Raw genomic sequence first — 17703 nt, 5'->3', positions numbered from 1 at the left:
CTCAGAGTTCGTCCGAGAAGTCAGGTTGATCGGGCGAGGCGTCGAACGAGGATCATGACAGCAGCGGCGTAGAGGAAGGCTCTTGCGGAGGCGAGGGTCCCTTCCGGATCTTTCCAGAGGCGTCGGTTGCGGCTGATCCAGGCGAAGAACCTCTCAACGACTCACCGGCGTTGATGAACAGAAAAGCCAACCTGATCCGGCGGCTTGCGCACGATCTCGACGGCGATGATCGTCACACTCGCGGCGCGGGCTTGTCGCCGGCATAGCCGGCGTCGGCGAAGGCCTTGGTGATGAACGGAAAGGTCTGGCGCGACAGGCGTAGCACCGGAACGGCTCCGTCCCGATCTTGCACGTCGGCAGGCTGCGGATCGAGGACGAGCGCACGCCCGTCCGTATCGACCAGCGCTTGGCGTTTGCGGCCCTTGACCTTCTTGCCAGCGTCGTAGCCGCGTGGCCCGCCGCGCTCTATCGTTTTGACGGTCTGGCTATCGAGCACCGCTGCCGACGGCGAGGCTTCCCGCCCGACACGCGCGCGATCGGCCATGACGAGGTGATGGTTGATCCGGCCGAACAGCCCTGTGTCGCGCCAGCGGCTGAAGTAGCCGAACGTGGTCGAACGCGGCGGTAGATCCTTGGGGATGAGCCGCCATGCGATGCCGCCGCGCAGGACGTAGAAGATCGCGTTCAGGATCTCTCGGGGCGTCCAGATCGGAGGTCGTCCACGCGGCTCCGGCCTCGGCATCAGGGGCGCGATCACCGCCCACTCAGCGTCGGTCAGGTCAGTTTCACAGCGTAGAACCGCACGGCTATGCTGCCGCCGGGTGGTCGGGGTCCACGTGGCGCTTCCAGGTTAGGCTTCAGCATCCCCCTGGAGTCATCGCCATTCCAGCCACTCAACCCCGCATCAGACCCTTATCGGACGGGCTCTAAGCCCTTCGGACGGCGAGGCAATTTGATATGTCCAGATGCCGAAGCGTCATAATGCTTTATTCAAGCAAAATCTCTACAAAACTGTCAAGATCAATATATAAGCCAACCTCGGACAACACCGCTTACTGCCGTTCGATGGGCATCGAGCTTTTTTGGGCGTTGGTTACAAATTCATCATCGAAAAGCGTTGATGTATATTTTACAATTTGATCCGCTGCTGAAGTTCGATTGGATATACCGCACTTTATACGGGGACAAGACATCAATCCTGGGGTCATAACAGCACTCAAAATGAACTATTTCGTGTGGGGAAAGTAGAATGCCTGCGCTCAGAGAGAAATAGTCGCCACCTCTGCTACATCTGGGATGCGTTTCACGATGTCCGTCTTCCAGAAGTTGCAATCGTTCATGCCAAACTGCACGAGGCAGTAATTGAGCGCGTGTGCCTGAACTTCGTGGGGCATGCACTCGAGCGCTTGACGCGTGGTACCATCATTGATGGACAGGTTTTTAACGAATAGGCCGGTTGCCGCGAAGCGCTCGGTCAATGTGGCCGACAGCCGAGCAGCCCAAGTTTCATGAGGTGAGATGTATTAGCCAAAACAGATCGAATCATCGAAGGTGTAAAAAGCATGATGGTGCTTACCTTCACAGGGTCTTTACGGCGCGCACAACATTAAAGTACAAAATACTATCTACGGAGCAAACTATGTTATAAATATCACAATTTTAGACAGTAAGAAATTGAGATATGTGGTTGACAATGATCTCAGCGCTGTGGCCGTCCCCGTACTCGAGGATTTCACGGCGCGGAAGTTCGTGCTCTGTCGTCCAAAGCCGATTCCAGCCCGCCTCGATCGTCTCGACCCACTCGGTCTCGTCGCGCAGCGTCACGCACGGGACGCGGTAGAAGTAGGCTTCCTTCTGAAGTCCGCCGGAGTCGGTCAGCACCCCCGCCGCATTCCGTACCAACCATGCCATGTCGATGTAGCCGAGCGGCTCAACAATCTTGATCTGCCCCAAGTCTCGATTGCTTTGCCGAAGTCGCTGTTGCGTCCGCGGATGGGCGACAAGCACGAGAGGGCGCAACTCGGCCTCGCGCGCCAGCCGGGCGACGACCCGCGCGAACCGCTCCTCGTCGTCGGTGTTCTCGGCCCTGTGGACCGTGGCGACCGCATAAGTGCCGTGGGCGAGACCGAGGGTCTCTAGGATCGTCGAGGCGCCCGCCGCGCGCTGCGCCGCCGCCAGGGCAGCGTCGTACATCACGTCTCCGGTTGCGAAGACCCCCAACGTCACACCTTCGCGGGCGAGGTTGGCCATCGCGGCCTCGGTCGGGCAGAACAGGAGACGGCTCATGTGGTCTGTGGCGACGCGGTTGATCTCCTCGGGCATTCGCCGGTTGAACGAGCGCAGCCCCGCTTCGACATGCGCCACGGGGACATGTAGCTTGGCCGCTGCAAGTGCGCCGGCCAAGGTGGAATTGGTGTCTCCATACACGAGCACGAGGCCTGGCCGGTCGTCGAGAATAACGCGCTCGATTCCTTCCAGCATCCGCGCGGTCATGGCGCCATGGCTCAGGCTGTGCACGTCAAGATTATAGGCTGGCTCATCGAGGCCGAGTTCACGGAAGAAAACATCCGACATCATCGGATCGAAATGCTGCCCTGTATGCAGTAACATTTCTTTAATCCCCGATGCCCGCAAGGCTTTCGAGACGGGTGCGGCCTTGATGAACTGTGGACGCGCGCCCACAACGGTCAGAATGCGGTGCATGATCTCCATCAGCCTCCAGGCCTGATTGAGCGCATGAGCGGCTGGACGATGCATCTCAATCGACCGAGCCGGCGCTCGGCGGAGACCGGCATCGTCGGTGGAACGGGTGGGGGGTCTGAGTCAGCCCACATCCCAGGATCCGCCGGCCGGCCCGTCGCCTCTGCACGCTCGATCATCCGTCGCTTCAGGGGGTTGTCGGGCCCCTGAAGGTGCAGAATTGCCGACGGTGGGGTTTCGGGCCAAGCGTCAATGAGAACGTCGATGCCGCGCTCGGTCTCGAACGAGCGCCGGAACAGGAAGATACAAGTCTCGGCCTCCAGCCATGCGGGAGGCTCGACGCCTGCATCCTCATCCGGCGCTGCATTTACGAGGTCGAATTGCGCCCCATGATCAGCGCTCATCAGCTCAGCAACGCCGGGCGAAACCGTCTGACGTGCAGCCGCGTGCGCGACGAGCCGCGGCTCTAGGCCCGAGAAGAACTGCCACTTGAACTCGTGCGCCTGTGGCACGAGTTCCGTCATATACTTGCGCGCATCGTATAATACTTCGACCCCGAACAGATTATTAGGAATTGTTTCCGAAGGCAGTTTGTATCCGTCCGATTCGCCTTGCCGGGGAGCGCGGGTGTGGGGCGAACCTGCCCCAGCAGCTCGCGAGATCTGATCGGTCTTAGCGATGATAACCTCCCTCCACCAAGCGATCGATATCCTAAACTCAGGTCAGCTCCTCTCGGACCGCGGCAATGATGGCCTCTTGCATCTGAATCGTCAGGTCCGGGTGCATCGGCAGCGCCACAACCTCAGCCGCGGCAGCGTCCGAGATTGGCAAGCCGTTGCCCGCGACCGGATAGCCGCGATAAGCGGTCTGACGGTGCAGCGGGGTCGGGTAATAGATCAAGGTCGGGATGCCCCGCGCTTTGAGGCCGGCCATGAAGGCCTCCCGACGCGCGGCCTTCACACGGACCGTGAATTGCGCCCAGACCGAGGTCGAGCCTGAGCGCAGGGCAGGCAGCGTCATGGCCCCCGACAAGCCGGCCGTGTAGTGCTCCGCCGCCGCCTGCCGCATGGCGATCTCGTCAGGGAACACGGCGAGCTTCTCGAGCAGGATTGCCGCCTGAATCGTGTCGAGGCGCGAGTTCATGCCGATGCGCACATTGTCGTACTTGTCGACGCCACGGCCGTGGACGTGCAGAGAGCGTAGGCGCGCGGCGAGGTCGTCATCGTCGGTGAAGATCGCTCCACCGTCGCCGTAGCAGCCGAGCGGTTTCGAGGGAAAGAAGCTCGTCGTCGTGGCTGTGCCGATCGCCCCGACCTTCCGCTCGCCGTAGGCTGCCCCGAGGCTCTGGGCCGCGTCGCAGATCAGGGCCAAATGATGGTCGGCGCAGAACGCCTCTAGCGGTCCGTAGTCGGCTGGCTGCCCGAACAGGTCGACGGCGATGAGGGCACGCGGACGCAAGCCCGCCATGCGCGCCGCCGCTAGTCCCGCCGCGAGGCCACCAGGATCGACCGTGTAAGTCGCCGCTTCGATCTCCACAAAGACCGGCGTCGCCCCGAGCCAAGCAACCGCCTCAGCGGTCGCCGCGAAGGTGAAGGCGGGCACGAGCACGGCATCCCCCGGGCGCAGGCCTAGCGCCATCAGGGTGAGGCCCAGGGCGTCCGTGCCGTTGCCGCAGGTGATCGCGTGGCGCACGCCGCAGAACATCTCGAGCGCCCTCTCGAGGGCGGCAACCTGCGGTCCCTGGATGAATCGTCCCTCGTCAACGACGTCGAGGATCGCTGCATCCAGGCGCGCGCCGAGGCGGCGACGCTGGGCCTTCAGGTCGATGAACTCAATTGGCTCCATCGCCTCACTCTCCGGCCTCTTCGAGGCGTTCGGGACCGGCCAAGCGGTAAAGTCGGCCCTCGCGGGGGCACAGGAGGTCGGTTCCGAGCCGCTCGCCGGCGCGACTCACCCAACCGATCCGGCGGGCGGGAACCCCCGCCATCAGCGCGTAGTCCGGCACGTCGCGGGTGACCACCGCGCCCGCCCCGATCAAGCTGTAGGCGCCGACGCGATGGCCGCAGACGATTGTCGCGTTGGCGCCTATGCTGGCGCCGCGGCCGACCGGCGTCGCCCGGAATTCGCTCTTCCGATTCAGGAAGGCCCGCGGCGTCGAGACGTTGGTGAACACGCAGGAGGGGCCGCAGAACACGTCGTCGGCGAGTTCAACGCCCTCGTAGAGCGCGACGTTGTTCTGGATCTTGCAACCCTCGCCGACCCGAACCCGCGGGCCGACCATGACGTTCTGACCCAGCACGCAGTCGCGCCCGATCGTCACCTCGCCGAGGACGTGGACGAAGTGCCAGATCTTGGTACCCGCGCCGACCGTCACGCCCGGATCGATGTAGGCCGATTCATGGATCAGCACGCCGGGAAAGCGGGAGTCGGCGCGCAGCCCGTCCGCCCTCGCGTTCATGAGGCGCGCGCGAGGCCGGGAGCACGGGCGGCGAAGGGATGCACATCGCCTATGGTTGTCACCGGGAGGCTGCGGAAGGTTGAGACCACCTCGATGCACGGGCGCACGTCCTCAAGCCCGTAGCCGCGGCCGGCGAGGATCTCTTCGTAGCTGCGGGTATGAAGGTCGGTGAAGCCATCGGAGAACTCCACGTTCTCCCCGTCGACGGTAATCGCGCGGTAAGTGGGCTTCACCCCGCGCACCGCCTCCGGCAGGTCCGATCGGTCCACGGAGAGAAACCAGCGTACGTCCGCGTTGCGGTAGCGCAGGACCCCGGAGGCGCGCTCCGGTTCGCGCAGGGACGCGCTCTGCGACTCCAGTGGGCCGAAGACGAAGCTCAGCATGTCGAAGAAGTGTACGCCGATATTCGTGGCGATTCCGCCGGACTTCGCCTCCTCGCCCTTCCACGAGGCGTGATACCAGCGTCCGCGCGAGGTGATGTAGGTGAGATCGACCGAGTGCCGGCGCTGCGAGCCGGCGACTTTCTCGCGCAGAGCCAGGATCGCCGGGTGGAGGCGCAGTTGCAGGATGGTCGCGACGCGGCGCCCACTCTCCCGCTCCAGTTCTTGCAATCCATCAATGTTCCAAGGATTGAGAACGAGCGGCTTCTCACAGATGGCGTCCGAGCCGGCGCGCAGGGCGAAGCGGACATGCGCATCGTGCAGGTAGTTCGGCGAGCACACCGCCACATAGTCGATCCGCGTGCCGCGGCGGCGGATCTTATCGAGGTGTCGGTCGAATCGCTCGAACTCAGTGAAGAAATGCGCCTCGGGGAAGTGGCTGTCGAGGATGCCGACCGAGTCGTTCGGGTCGAAGGCGACCAGCAGATCGCCGCCGACCTTCTTGATCGCGATCATGTGGCGGGGAGCGATGTAGCCGGCCGCTCCGATCAGGGCGAAGTGAGTCATGCGCTGCTTCCTGCGGCCCCGCCGCTCACGCCTTGACGACGTGCGGGGCGACCACGCCCGCCCGAGTGCAGGCGTTGCGGGTGTCGATCACGAGCCGCGCCCGCGCGGCGAGCCCCACGTAGTCGAGGACGTCGTGGTCAGTGGCGATCAGTACCACGTCGAAGCCCTCGACTGCCCCGTCCGACAGGCCGACCGAGCGGCGTCCGGCGAGAGCGGCGTGCTCACGGGTCATCGGGATCACTGGAATATGGGGGTCATGATAGTCAACCTCAGCGCCGCGCGCCTCCAGAAGTTCAATGAGGCGCAGCGAGGGGCTCTCGCGCATGTCGTCGACGTTCTTCTTGTAGGCGACGCCGATGACGAGGACGCGCGCTCCGCGCAGGCCGCGGCCAGCGCTGCGATCGAGGGCCTCGGCGAGGCGGTCGACCACGTAGTAGGGCATGGCGGTGTTGATCTGCCCGGCCAGCTCGATGAACTGGGTGGTGACGTCATACTCCCGCGCCTTCCACGTCAAGTAGAACGGGTCGATCGGGATGCAGTGTCCGCCGAGTCCGGGACCGGGATAGAAGGGCATGTAGCCGAACGGCTTGGTCTTAGCCGCCTCGACAACTTCCCACACATCGATGCCCATCTTCTGATAAATGACCTTCAGCTCGTTCACGAGCGCGACGTTGACCGCGCGGAAGATGTTCTCGGTGAGCTTGACCGCCTCGGCGGTCGCAGGCGAGGAGACGGGAACGGTGCCCACGACAAGGGCATCATAAAGGGCTTGGGCGAGTTGCAGGGCTTCAGGACCGTCGCCGCCGACCACCTTCGGGATGGTCGCGGTGTTGTGGCTGACGTTGCCCGGATCCTCTCGTTCCGGGGAGAAAGCGAGATAGAAGTCGCGCCCGCTCTTGAGCCCGCCGGCTTCCAGAATCGGCTTGACCACTTCGTCAGTGGTGCCCGGCCACGTGGTCGATTCCAGCACGACGAGATGGCCGGGCTTAAGGTAGGGAGCGATCGCCCGGGCCGTGCCCTCGACGAAGCTGAGGTCAGGTTCGCGGTGCCGCGTCAGCGGGGTGGGCACGGCGATGACGATTGCGTCCGCTTCGCCGAGTCGGGCGAAGTCGGTCGTTGCGACAAAGCGATCGTTCTCGCGAGCGGTGCGGATCGCATCAGTGGAAATGTGCTTTATGAAGCTCTCGCCGCGGTTGAGCTGGGCGACGCGCTGCGGGTCGATATCGAGCCCGAGAACCGGGAAGCCGGCCTTGCAAGCGGTGAGCGCGAGGGGGATCCCGACGTAGCCCAGGCCGACGATGGCCACGCGATAGTCCCGGCGACCCAGGCGCTCGATAAGCTGTTGCACGTTCGCATTCGGCTGGGGTTTGGACATCTTGGCTGAGCAGTTGCGTCGGCAGCTCGCCGACCCGCGAGCGGCTGTTTCGGCCGGCCACGGCCTCCGCCGAGGCACCATTCGGGCCCACGGGATCCCCGCTTGCGACCGAAGATTAAAGGGCGGCCTGTCTGCGGCGCTTTGAGAATCCAGTCAAGCACAGCCTTGCACACTGGGTTGCGCATTGGACACCATATCGATACTCCGGTTGGCCGGCCAGGAGGTCGTGGGCAAAGCTTTCATACCTCCGCAGTCGCCCCGAGAGCTTAGGCGCGCGTGCGATATGGCGCGTTGACCCTTCCAGGGCGAGCTCATATAGATCCGCCGCCCTGGGGGCAGGTTTGGTTTGGACAGATTGCGTTGACCGGCGGCAGTGCTGCTAGGCAAGCTGATCCTCAACGTGCCGGATCCACCCCGCTCAACGGCATCCCGATCCAGACGCTTGGCGCGGCTGACAACTTTGCGAGGTGGTGGCCGTGAAGCTCGAGGGCAAGCGCATCGTCGTTATCGGGGGAGCAGGGCTGATCGGCTCGCACACCGTCGATCAACTCGTCGGTCAGGACGTGGCCGAAATTACGATCTACGACAACTTCGCGCGTGGAAGCCACGAGAACCTTGCAAATGTCCTCAAGGACCCCCGGGTCAAGATCTTCGAGGCAGGCGGCGACATCACCCAAACCGACGTACTCGACGCCGCCATAAAGGGTGCAGATGGTGTATTTCACTTCGCCGCTCTGTGGCTGCTTCAATGCCACGAATTTCCGCGTGCCGCCTTCGACGTGAACATCCGCGGCACGTTCAATGTGCTTGAAGCCTGCGTGCGCAACAACGTCCAGCGGCTCGTCTACTCGTCCTCCGCCTCGGTCTACGGTGACGCGGTCGAGGAGCCGATGACCGAGGATCACCCTTTCAACAACAGGAACTTTTATGGTGCGACGAAGATCGCCGGTGAGGCGATGGCCCGCTCGTTCCACCATCGTTATGACCTGAACGTCGTCGGCCTGCGCTATATGAACGTTTACGGCCCGCGTCAGGATTATCGCGGCGCCTACATTGCCGTGATCATGAAGATGCTTGACGCAATCGACCGCGGCGAGGGACCGACAATCCTCGGCGACGGCAGCGAAGCGTTCGACTTCGTAGCGGTTAAGGATTGCGCTGCCGCCAATCTATGCGCCTTCAAAGCGGAGACTGTGGACCGGTTCTACAATGTCGGCACTGGTAAGCGCACGTCGCTGCGAGAGCTTGCCGAAATGCTGTTGAACATAACCGGCTGCAACCAGCCGATCCAATATGCGCCGCGCAGTCAAGCGACTTTGGTCCGCAACCGTATAGGCTCGCCTGAGCGTGCCAGCCGAGAGATCGGATTTACCGCGCAGGTCAGCTTAGAGCAAGGCTTGTGCGATCTGATCGCGTGGCGAAAGTCGCACATACGGGAGCTTGAAACACGTCGAGCCTACTCGGCGGCCCTATAGCCGCAAAGCAACCTGTCTGAATAACGCCGTATTTAAAAATACGCCTCTAACAACTGCTCAATATTGAGCAGCGACCAAATCAGTAATCGACGGTTCTGACGGCCTTCTAAGTGATCATTAACGAGTGATTGAACAGTATTTCGGTCAAGGAACTCGTAGAGCAACGCACGTGGGTTCATCAGGCGACGCCGAACGTAACCTATGCTCTCACCCTTAAACCAATTTGCATCTGGAGCCGAGAAACCCTGCTTCTCGCGCTCGGTCACATCCTGCGGGATGTGACGCTCCATCATGCGGCGCAGGATAAGTTTCCCATCTCTCGTTCGCTCATAATAACGCTGCGCCTTACCGCCCGGCTCGTTCTCATTAAGACGAACTACCTCAGTGAGATTGCCGAGCTTCAGATGGGCCGGCAGCTTCATCGCGAAATTCACGAGGTCGTTGTCAAGGAACGGCACCCGGCCTTCCAGCCCATGGGCCATCGCGAGCTTGTCGTCGACAATGAGCAAACCGTTCAGGAACGTCTTCGCTTCGAAATACAGAGAATGGTTGACGTAGTCCTCCGGGCGCGTGAGGCTCGCCGCGTGAGCGTGGAAGACGCCACGAAAGATGTCCTGCGGCGATACATGGCTCGCCCGAGCCCATACTGGCCGTAGTAGGTCGGGCATGATCTCGCTCGGCACCAGCCGCTGCCAAAAACCAAAATACTTCTCAACGTAATGGTCGAAGTCGTCGTTCACGACAGCACGATAATACCGCCATGGATAACCAGCAAAAAGTTCGTCTCCACCAACGCCTGAGAGCACTACCTTTACAAATTTTGAGGCGAGTCGTGCGGCGTAGAAATTCGGGTAGCACTGTCCGACGCGCGGCTCCTCAAGGTGCCAAGCAAGACGCGGCAGCGCCCGCTCCATGTCCCCAGCCTTAAGGACCATCTCGTAGTGCTCTGTACCGAATAGGTAGGAAAGACGCTCAGCGCGTGCTCTTTCGTCAAAGCCAAGCTCTACTCCCGAAGCCGAACTAAGGTCGAAACCGACAGTGAAAGTCTGCATTTGGGGAAGCTGCGCCGCCGCTATCGCCGTGATTGACCCAGAATCAATCCCGCCGGAAAGATAGGCGCCGATCTCGACATCGCTTTGGAGTTGTCGTCCCACCGCCTGGACGAAGAGGCGGTCGAGTTCCTCCAACAATTCGGCAGAGTCTGTTACGCCCTCTGGTTCCTCGAAAGCGAAATCCCAATACCTCTGCGGCTGAGGATCAGTTTCGCCCGGACGCACCTGCATGTAACAGCCGGCTGGCAGTAACCGAGCGCCCTCAAAGAGCGTCCGATCGGTAAAAAAGTTCTGAAAAGACAAGTACTCTGTTAGGCCTTCGATATCCAGGCGCGAGGCATAACCCGGAACAGGCCGAAACGCCTTGATCTCTGAAGCAAAAGCGTGAGTCTGACCGATCCGCATGTAATAAATTGGCTTCACGCCAAACCGATCACGGGCGATTGTCAGGACGCGCTCAGCAGCATCCCAGATCGCGAAAGCGAACATGCCATTGAATCGCTTTAACGCCTCAACGCCCCACTCCACAAAAGCCGCGAGCAGAACTTCGCTATCACCCGTGGAGGCGAAGCGATGGCCACGGATTGTGAGCGCCGACTTCAGTTCTTGAAAATTATATATCTCCCCATTGAAGGTCATCACGAAGCGACCATCACGGGTCGTCATCGGCTGGCGCGACGCATCGCTCAAATCGATGATCGACAAACGCCGGTGACCGAGCCCGATCGAACCGTCGCAGAATTGACCTTCCCCATCCGGGCCGCGATGGGCAATAGCGTCTGTCATCGCCCGCAGCACGATCTGCGAAGCAGGGCGGCCATCGTGATGCAGGAGGCCCGCAATACCGCACATGCGCGTTCTTGTCCTTTGAAGCTTGTGTGTCCAGGAATTTGACGCTCACCTCCGCGGGCTGCATAAGCTTGCTGTCGAGGCCTAGAGCATCCGTGCAAGGTGGCTACCCCGAGATGAAAGCACGGCATTGAGGCAGCTTATAGTCGGGCTTTTCACCCGTCCCTCGGCATGACGATGCGCATCCTCGTCACCGGCGCGACCGGCTTCATCGGTCGCGCGCTTGTCGCGCACCTGTGCAAGTGCGGGCATGAGCCGATCGCCGTCGTGCGCAACAGCCAATCGGTAGATGGGGCTGAAACCGTCCGTTGGGATCTTGGTGCAGAAAGGGCGCCAGCAGGCCTGCCATTGGAGATTGACGCAATCGTCCACGCCGCGCAGTCGCGCAACTATCGAGCCTTTCCCGCAGACGCCGGCGAGATGTTTGCGGTCAACACGGCGAGCACATTTGCGCTCCTTGAATACGCGGCTCGAGCCGGTGTCGGACAAGTCTGCCTTTTGTCGAGCGGAACCGTCTACGCGCCTTTCGCCGACACTCTCGGCGAGACCGCGCGGCTTGCTCCCCCAACGATGCTCGGCGCTTCAAAGCTCGCAGCTGAGGCGCTCGCAGCGCCGTTCCGCGCGCTATTTCCCATATCAATTTTGCGGGTGTTCACACCTTACGGCCCCGGCCAGACAGCGCGGCTGGTTCCGGACATCGTCGACCGCGTGCAGACGGGAAAGTCTATCGAACTTACCGCCGACGGGGCAGGCTTGCGTCTGGCACCCATCTACGTCGATGACCTTTGCAAAATCGTCCTTGCCTGCCTCGCCGAGCAATGGGCAGAAACACTCAACGTAGCAGCGCCTCAAGCGCTTTATCTACGCGATCTTGCGGAGCAGATTGGGTCCATCGTCGGGCGCGAGCCACACTTTGTGGTTAACGGAGGAGCCGCGTTGGATCTAGCTCCGCCGGTGCAGCGACTTGCGGCGCGCTTTAACCTCGGCGCACTCGTGCCGATCGAGGAGGGTTTGCGGCGGATCATCCGGCTCGGTTAGATCAGCTTCGCCGAAGTGGTAATCAACTCTCCGTCAGGAGCCTCGTGAGATGGTAACTCGAAAGCACGAACTGCTCCATTGATAAAGAGCACGTACTGGGCGTTTAGCACCTCATCAATTAGGCAGCGGCGCGTCAATTCTCCTTCACTCAAACCCGAACCAGCGCCGTCCTGCTCAATGACAGATTTCGCAAGTCACTCGATTGGAAAGCGGCTGCAATATTTTCCAGTATAGCCTGACAATTGAGTCAAGTAAGTGTTGCGTTGACCAATCGGAATTAAAGGAGTATACTTCTGCAGGGAGTGTAGACTGACGCTAAGATGGCCGCGTCAAAGGGGACAGCTGGTACCATGGATGATGACTCAGCTCAGTCGGATCAAGGGGCTGACGGCACTCGTATCGAGAAGGCTGGGCTGGAAGATGCAGATCTACGTGCCGCCTACAAGGTCGTAGTCGACGCCTTTGTGGCGACGCAGCATCAGCTTACGGCTTTGCAGTTCAGACATGCTGAACTTGAGGCGCAATTGTGTGATCAAGCCGATCTCGCGGCTCGCTTAGCGGTAGCCGAGGCAGCTAAAGACGTCTGTACTGCTCGCGCCAACGACCTTGAGGCCACTTTGGAACGGGCTAAAGCAGAGCGTGCCCATTTTCGGGCCAGCTTGGCCTGGCGTATCTCGATGCCACTGCGCTTCCTCGAACGGTATGGCAATCGTTTTGCGCGGATGATACGGCGGTTTACCCCGTGATTAGTGTCTTTCACGACATGCTCCCCACGCCCCTCAAGATTCGGCTGGCAGCAGGATTCACGTCGAAGATCTCAATCAGCACAGTCAATCCTAAGTCGATCCTAAGTCGATCCTGTTATAGCTTGGCGGCGAACGTGAAATAATCTGAGGAAATTAACGTAGGGGCGCGATTTTCCACTATCTTATCGATTCATACATCGAGGCATGCATGCAGGGGCCCGAACTATTTGTGCCGCCGTCAACAGGATCAAACTTCAATTCTCGGAGTACGTTCAAATGAACGCTTCTTCGCTTGGAGCTGGATTGCGCGTGCTCCACGCGCCGTTCAATATTGGCAACCAGCCTTGGGCACTCTCACGTCATGAGCGCCGTCTCGGCTGCAACAGCGAACTGCTTGTGCACTACGTACCCCCAGTTTTCCGCTATCCGGCTGACCGCTCCCTTGACATCATCGGCAATTGTGGACCCCACGAGGTGGCGACGAAGCTGCGTACTAGCCTAATCGAACCACTGAATCATGATGTTTTGCACTACTATTTCGGCAAAACGCTTATGTCTTGGGATGATTTTCCTTCTGACAGCCCGATTGCTTTAGCCGACTTGCAAATTGCCAAGGCACTAGGACGGACGATCATTTTCACACTCCAAGGCTGCGATGTGAGACTAGCTGGCGAGTCGGACAGACGCAATAAAACGACGCCTTGTCGCACGGGCCATTGCAGCCAATTCGCGGCCTGCATCAGCGGGCTCGACGACCGTCGGCGGCGACTAATCGGCGAAATATTACCTTTCGCAGATAAGATCTTTTATCTCAACCCCGAGCTAGGTCACTTTGTGGCGGGCGCCGAATTCTTGCCCTACTGCAATATCGACATTGCCAGTTTCTCCGTGACACCACCCACTATGGCGGGACGACCACGTATTTTACATGCGCCCAGCGATCGTTCGATAAAGGGCACTGCTATGATCTTAGCCGCCCTCGACGCGCTACGCGCAACACATGACTTCGAACTTATTATTGTTGAGAATATTCCACACGCCGAAGCCATGGAATTGTACCGCAGCGCTGATATTGTAATCGATCAGGTTCTCTGCGGCTGGTATGGTGGCTTCGCCGTCGAAGTAATGGCCATGGGAAAGCCGGTGCTCTGCACCTTGCGGGAAGAGGATTTTTGCAATCTTCCTTCGGAACTTATCAGAGACCTGCCGATCTGCAACATTCGCCCCGAACATTTGATTGAGGACATCGGTGCGGCTCTCGATGCGCGCTCGATGTGGCCGGAATGGTCGGCACGTTCTCGAGCCTATGTCGAAAGATGGCACGATTCGGCACGTATTGCGGCAGCCATGATCGCGGCTTATCGGACTCCGACTGCGAAATTCCAGCTTTGAGGAATAATCTGAGCCCGTTGTTAACCATGCCCCAGACACGCACGTCGCATCGCACGCATGAATCCTTTGTCCGCGTCACTGCACTAGTTGTATGTTCCCGGAATGAGGTGTGACGGGTCGATCCTGAAGCGATTGGGCTCTTTCGTCCAGGCGTTCAGGATGAACTCGGTGGGTGTCAGGCCCCGCAGGGTCTTGAGCCGACAAGCGTGATTGTAGGCATCGACGAACAGGTGCAGATGCCTTCGAAGCTGGTCGTGGCTGTCGTAGTGGTGGCGCTTGACCGTCGCATCCTTGATGGTGCGGTTCATCCGCTCGACCTGCGCGTTGGTCCAGGGATGGTTTACCTTGGTCAGCCGATCCTCGATGTTGTGCTCGTCGCAGACGCCGTCCAAGATGTACTGGCTATCGTAGATGTCCTGTCGACGTGATGTGGACTGAACGCCGTTGTCTATGAGCACGGTGTGGATGCGGTAAGGCACTGACCTGACCGGTATTTTGGATCGGGCCGGTTGCGAGGCTACTACATGGCCGCGGCCATGGGTAGCCGGAAGGCCAGATCCGGGTTGCTGACGGGCGCGGGCGGCCGATAGCCCAGCGACGAATGCGGCCGGACGCGGTTGTAGGTCGTTTGCCACCGTCCGATCACGATCTGCGCCTCCTTCAACGAGCAGAAGATCTTCTGGCGTAGGCCTTCGTCCTGAAGCTTGCCGTTGAAGCTCTCACAGTACCCGGTCTCCCACGGCGATCCTGGTGCGATATACTGGATCTGCGAGCCGGCTTTAGCGACCCATTTGCGTAGCACCTTGGAGATCATCTCCGGGCCATTGTCGCAGCGGATGTGGCCCGGGACGCCGTGCAGGCACATCGCGTCGGCCAGCGCCTCGATAACGCCCACGCTGTTGATGCGTCGCGCCACCTTCAGCGCCAGACAAGCCCGGCTGTGCTCGTCGATCAGCGTCAGGATCCGGAGCGAGCGTCCGTCGTGGGTCTGCGCCTAGACGGAGTCAAAACTCCAGACGTGGTTGCGATGGAGCGGGCGCAACCGCAGGCAGGATCCATCGTCCAGCCACAGGCGGCTGCGTGGTCGGTGCTTCTGCGGGACCTTGAGCCCCTCACGACGCCAGATCCGCTGAACCCGATCCTTGCCCACCTGCCAGCCGGCCACCTGCAGCAGCGCGGTGACGCGGCGATAGCCGTAGCGCCCATACTCGCACGTCAGGGCGATGATGGCCCGGGTCAGCGCATCCTCATCGGCTGGCAACGTGGACACGTAGCGCTGCGTGCCCCGATGCTGGCCGACGATCCGGCAGGCGTGACGTTCTGAGAGGCCGTACTTCTCCCGGATGCCGTCGACCGCCTGCCGGCGTCGCTCGGGGGCTAGAAGTTTCAAGGCGACGTCCGCCAGCACCTGCTTCTCCGGAGATAGATCGGCCACCAGACGACGAAGCCGAGCGTTCTCGCGCTCCAGATCCTTCATCTTCCTGGCCTGGTCGACTTGGAGGCCGCCGTACTCCTTGCGCCAGCGGTAGTAGCTCTGCTCAGAGATCTCCGCCTCCTTGCACGCCAGCGCCAAGCTCTTGCCTTGTGCCGTCTGCACCTCGATCTGGCGCAGCTTCAGAGCAACCTGCTTCGCGCTCGTCTTATGACCTCGCCGCATGTCCAACTCCCTTGGTCCCAGCTGATCCTCTCAATCAGCCCGGTCCAAAGCCAGCCGGTCAGGTCAGCTGGAGGAGGTCGCCGCCTGGCAGAGCCGGCCGCTGGAGTCGGTCTACCCGATCGTGTTCTTCGACGCCCTGCGGATCAAGGTGCGCGACGAGGGCGTGGTCCGCAACAAGGCCGTCCACGTCGCGCTGGGCGTGCGCGCCGACGGCTCCAAGGAGATCCTCGGCCTGTGGCTGGAGCAGAACAAGGGCGCCAAGTTCTGGCTGCGGGTCATGAACGAGCTCAGGAACCGCGGCGTCGGGGACGTGCTGCTTGCCCTGGTCGACGTTTGAAGGGCTTCCGCGACGCGATCCGGGCGGTGTTTCCCGAGGCGCTGGTCCAGACCTGCATCGTCCACCTCCTGCGCCACAGCCTCGACTTCGTTTCTTACAAGGACCGCAAGCTCGTGGCGGGGGCGCTGAAGGACATCTACCGCGCGCACCGAGAAGGCGTGGAAAATGGGACTGCGTGAGTGGATCGTGGCCAAGGCGCAGTTCGCCGTCATCTTCGGCGAGCGCTTCACAAGGGCCATGGCGGCCTGATGTTCAACCCGCCGCCCCCACACGGAATTCCTGACACTCCCGGGCCCATCCGGGCATCCGCTGTACTCGTCCGTTTGCGCCACTTCTGCACCGTCGTCGGGCTGACGCCGTAGCGCTTGGCCAGCGCTCTTACGCACTCTTCACGTGGCTGGATCGTGCGACGGACTGCCTTGTATCTTGGAGTTGCCCGCTGGCGTGAAGCCAGCGAGGCTACACGGTGAGGGTCAGCCCGCGTCCGTCTGGGGCTCTCAAGCCCGCGACAGAGCAAGGTGCGGCCCTCACCGCCACAGTCCCGAACCCGGACAGCCGCTTGGGCCCGAGCCCGCATTTGCAAGGTAGGGTCATGGACGAACAACCCACCATCTTCGTTGGAATAGACGTGTCCAAGGACCGTCTCGACGTTCATCTCAGGCCGTTGGACGAGGCCTTCCACGTTCCGCGGGATGCGAAGGGGCTTGAAGCCCTCGCGCGCCGCTTCGGCAACCTCCCGGTTACCCTCGTCGTCCTGGAAGCCACTGGCGGCTTCGAGGCGAGCGTCGCTGCAGCGCTTGCAGCGGCCGGACTGCCGCTCTGCATCGTCAACCCGCGCCAGATCCGCGACTTCGCCAGAGCCATGGGCCGGCTGGCCAAGACCGACACGCTCGACGCTGAAGTGATCGCCCTCTTTGCCGAGCGCATCAGACCCCCGGTCAGACCTCTGCCGGAACCGGAGAGACGCCACTTGGCCGAACTCGTGAGCCGGCGCCGGCAGATAGTCGGGATGATCAACATGGAGACCAACCGCCGTGATCAAGCCGTAGACAAGCAGCTGACCCGGCGGCTTAGCCGCCATATTGCCTTCCTGGAGAAGGAGCTCGCAGAGCTCGACGAAGATATCGGCCAAACCATCAAGGCCTCTCCCGTCTGGTGCGAGACTGAGGCGTTGCTCAAGTCCGTCCCCGGGGTCGGCGACGTCACCGCGCGCACGCTTCTGGCTCAGCTGCCTGAACTCGGCACCATCGGGCGCCACCAGCTCGCGGCTCTCGTCGGCATTGCGCCGATCAACCGCGATTCCGGCCTGATGCGGGGTCGGCGATCCATCGCGGGTGGGCGAACGTCGGTGCGAGGCGTGTTGTACATGGCTGCGCTGACCGCGATCCGGCGCGGCTCTCCCTTCCGGCCCTTCTACGCGCGGCTCACCCAGCGCGGCCGACCGAGGAAGGTCGTCCTCGTGGCGGTGATGCGAAAGATTCTGGTGACGCTCAACGCCATGGTCCGCGACCGCGCGCTCTGGCGGCCCCTCACGGCTTGACGTTCAACACAGCCGCTCCGTCGTGGTGGCGCTTCCATGGAGAACCTGGCCCATAGCGCATCCCTCGCAGCATGGTGGTCAACCGTACCACCACACTGCGGGATCAAACACCTAGCCTCCGTGCGCTGTGCGATCTG

12 protein-coding genes and 5 pseudogenes are annotated in these 17703 nt (G+C 61.3%); 6 read left to right on the top strand and 11 right to left on the bottom strand.

Annotation, left to right across the window (positions count from 1 at the left end; genetic code table 11):
- Nucleotides 1-20 precede the first annotated feature (20 nt).
- The 7 genes and pseudogenes from ACLBX9_RS04120 to ACLBX9_RS04090 all read right to left on the bottom strand — a co-directional run bounded on the left by ACLBX9_RS04120 (nucleotide 21) and on the right by ACLBX9_RS04090 (nucleotide 7480).
- Nucleotides 21-778 (bottom strand): annotated as a pseudogene (locus ACLBX9_RS04120) (IS5 family transposase).
- Nucleotides 779-1659: 881 nt separating this feature from the next.
- On the bottom strand, nucleotides 1660-2712 hold the full coding sequence (gene wecB / locus ACLBX9_RS04115) for a non-hydrolyzing UDP-N-acetylglucosamine 2-epimerase (RefSeq protein ID WP_447718002.1): 1053 nt from the start codon (nucleotides 2710-2712) through the stop codon (nucleotides 1660-1662).
- A complete protein-coding gene (locus tag ACLBX9_RS04110) occupies nucleotides 2712-3224 on the bottom strand; it encodes a hypothetical protein (protein WP_447718001.1) in 513 nt (170 codons plus the stop codon). Before ACLBX9_RS04110 ends, wecB begins: the two co-directional genes overlap by 1 nt.
- Before the next feature lie 193 nt (nucleotides 3225-3417).
- Nucleotides 3418-4545 (bottom strand): DegT/DnrJ/EryC1/StrS family aminotransferase, encoded by a 1128-nt coding sequence (locus tag ACLBX9_RS04105; RefSeq protein WP_447718000.1) that lies wholly within the window; start codon nucleotides 4543-4545, stop codon nucleotides 3418-3420.
- A gap of 4 nt (nucleotides 4546-4549) precedes the next feature.
- On the bottom strand, nucleotides 4550-5158 hold the full coding sequence (locus tag ACLBX9_RS04100; protein ID WP_447717999.1) for a DapH/DapD/GlmU-related protein: 609 nt from the start codon (nucleotides 5156-5158) through the stop codon (nucleotides 4550-4552).
- A complete protein-coding gene (locus ACLBX9_RS04095; protein ID WP_447717998.1) occupies nucleotides 5155-6105 on the bottom strand; it encodes a Gfo/Idh/MocA family oxidoreductase in 951 nt (316 codons plus the stop codon). The genes ACLBX9_RS04100 and ACLBX9_RS04095 overlap by 4 nt, the downstream gene beginning before the upstream one ends.
- Before the next feature lie 25 nt (nucleotides 6106-6130).
- A complete protein-coding gene (locus ACLBX9_RS04090; protein WP_447717997.1) occupies nucleotides 6131-7480 on the bottom strand; it encodes a nucleotide sugar dehydrogenase in 1350 nt (449 codons plus the stop codon).
- A 476-nt stretch (nucleotides 7481-7956) separates the two neighbouring features.
- On the opposite strand from ACLBX9_RS04090, the gene ACLBX9_RS04085 reads away from it, so the two are divergent.
- Complete coding sequence (locus tag ACLBX9_RS04085) at nucleotides 7957-8955, top strand: NAD-dependent epimerase/dehydratase family protein (RefSeq protein ID WP_447717996.1); 999 nt, start codon at nucleotides 7957-7959, stop codon at nucleotides 8953-8955.
- A gap of 32 nt (nucleotides 8956-8987) precedes the next feature.
- On the opposite strand, the gene asnB is transcribed toward ACLBX9_RS04085, so the two are convergent.
- Complete coding sequence (asnB, locus tag ACLBX9_RS04080; RefSeq protein ID WP_447717995.1) at nucleotides 8988-10859, bottom strand: asparagine synthase (glutamine-hydrolyzing); 1872 nt, start codon at nucleotides 10857-10859, stop codon at nucleotides 8988-8990.
- Nucleotides 10860-11027: 168 nt separating this feature from the next.
- Here asnB and ACLBX9_RS04075 point away from each other — a divergent pair, with 168 nt between their 5' ends.
- From ACLBX9_RS04075 to ACLBX9_RS04065, 3 genes are all read left to right on the top strand, one after another.
- On the top strand, nucleotides 11028-11894 hold the full coding sequence (locus ACLBX9_RS04075; protein ID WP_447717994.1) for an NAD-dependent epimerase/dehydratase family protein: 867 nt from the start codon (nucleotides 11028-11030) through the stop codon (nucleotides 11892-11894).
- A 350-nt stretch (nucleotides 11895-12244) separates the two neighbouring features.
- A complete protein-coding gene (locus tag ACLBX9_RS04070; RefSeq protein ID WP_447717993.1) occupies nucleotides 12245-12640 on the top strand; it encodes a hypothetical protein in 396 nt (131 codons plus the stop codon).
- 276 nt (nucleotides 12641-12916) lie between these two features.
- Nucleotides 12917-14032 (top strand): glycosyltransferase, encoded by a 1116-nt coding sequence (locus ACLBX9_RS04065; RefSeq protein ID WP_447717992.1) that lies wholly within the window; start codon nucleotides 12917-12919, stop codon nucleotides 14030-14032.
- Nucleotides 14033-14115: 83 nt separating this feature from the next.
- Here ACLBX9_RS04065 and ACLBX9_RS04060 read toward each other — a convergent pair.
- Nucleotides 14116-14520, bottom strand: a pseudogene (locus tag ACLBX9_RS04060) (integrase core domain-containing protein); the annotation flags it as partial.
- A 32-nt stretch (nucleotides 14521-14552) separates the two neighbouring features.
- A pseudogene (locus ACLBX9_RS04055) lies at nucleotides 14553-15689 on the bottom strand (IS3 family transposase).
- 67 nt (nucleotides 15690-15756) lie between these two features.
- Between ACLBX9_RS04055 and ACLBX9_RS04050 the strand changes: the two are divergent.
- A pseudogene (locus tag ACLBX9_RS04050) lies at nucleotides 15757-16275 on the top strand (IS256 family transposase); the annotation flags it as partial.
- Nucleotides 16276-16315: 40 nt separating this feature from the next.
- Here the strand turns inward: ACLBX9_RS04050 and ACLBX9_RS04045 are convergent.
- A pseudogene (locus ACLBX9_RS04045) lies at nucleotides 16316-16480 on the bottom strand (helix-turn-helix domain-containing protein); the annotation flags it as partial.
- 138 nt (nucleotides 16481-16618) lie between these two features.
- Between ACLBX9_RS04045 and ACLBX9_RS04040 the strand changes: the two are divergent.
- Nucleotides 16619-17566, top strand: a complete 948-nt coding sequence (locus tag ACLBX9_RS04040) for an IS110 family transposase (protein ID WP_447718003.1) — start codon at nucleotides 16619-16621, stop codon at nucleotides 17564-17566.
- The last annotated feature ends 137 nt before the right edge of the window (nucleotides 17567-17703 follow it).

The sequence above is a fragment of the Methylobacterium sp. A49B genome (genome assembly GCF_053346215.1).
The sequence above is the reverse complement of the archived record's forward strand: the minus strand, read 5'-3'. Positions and strand labels throughout refer to the sequence as shown.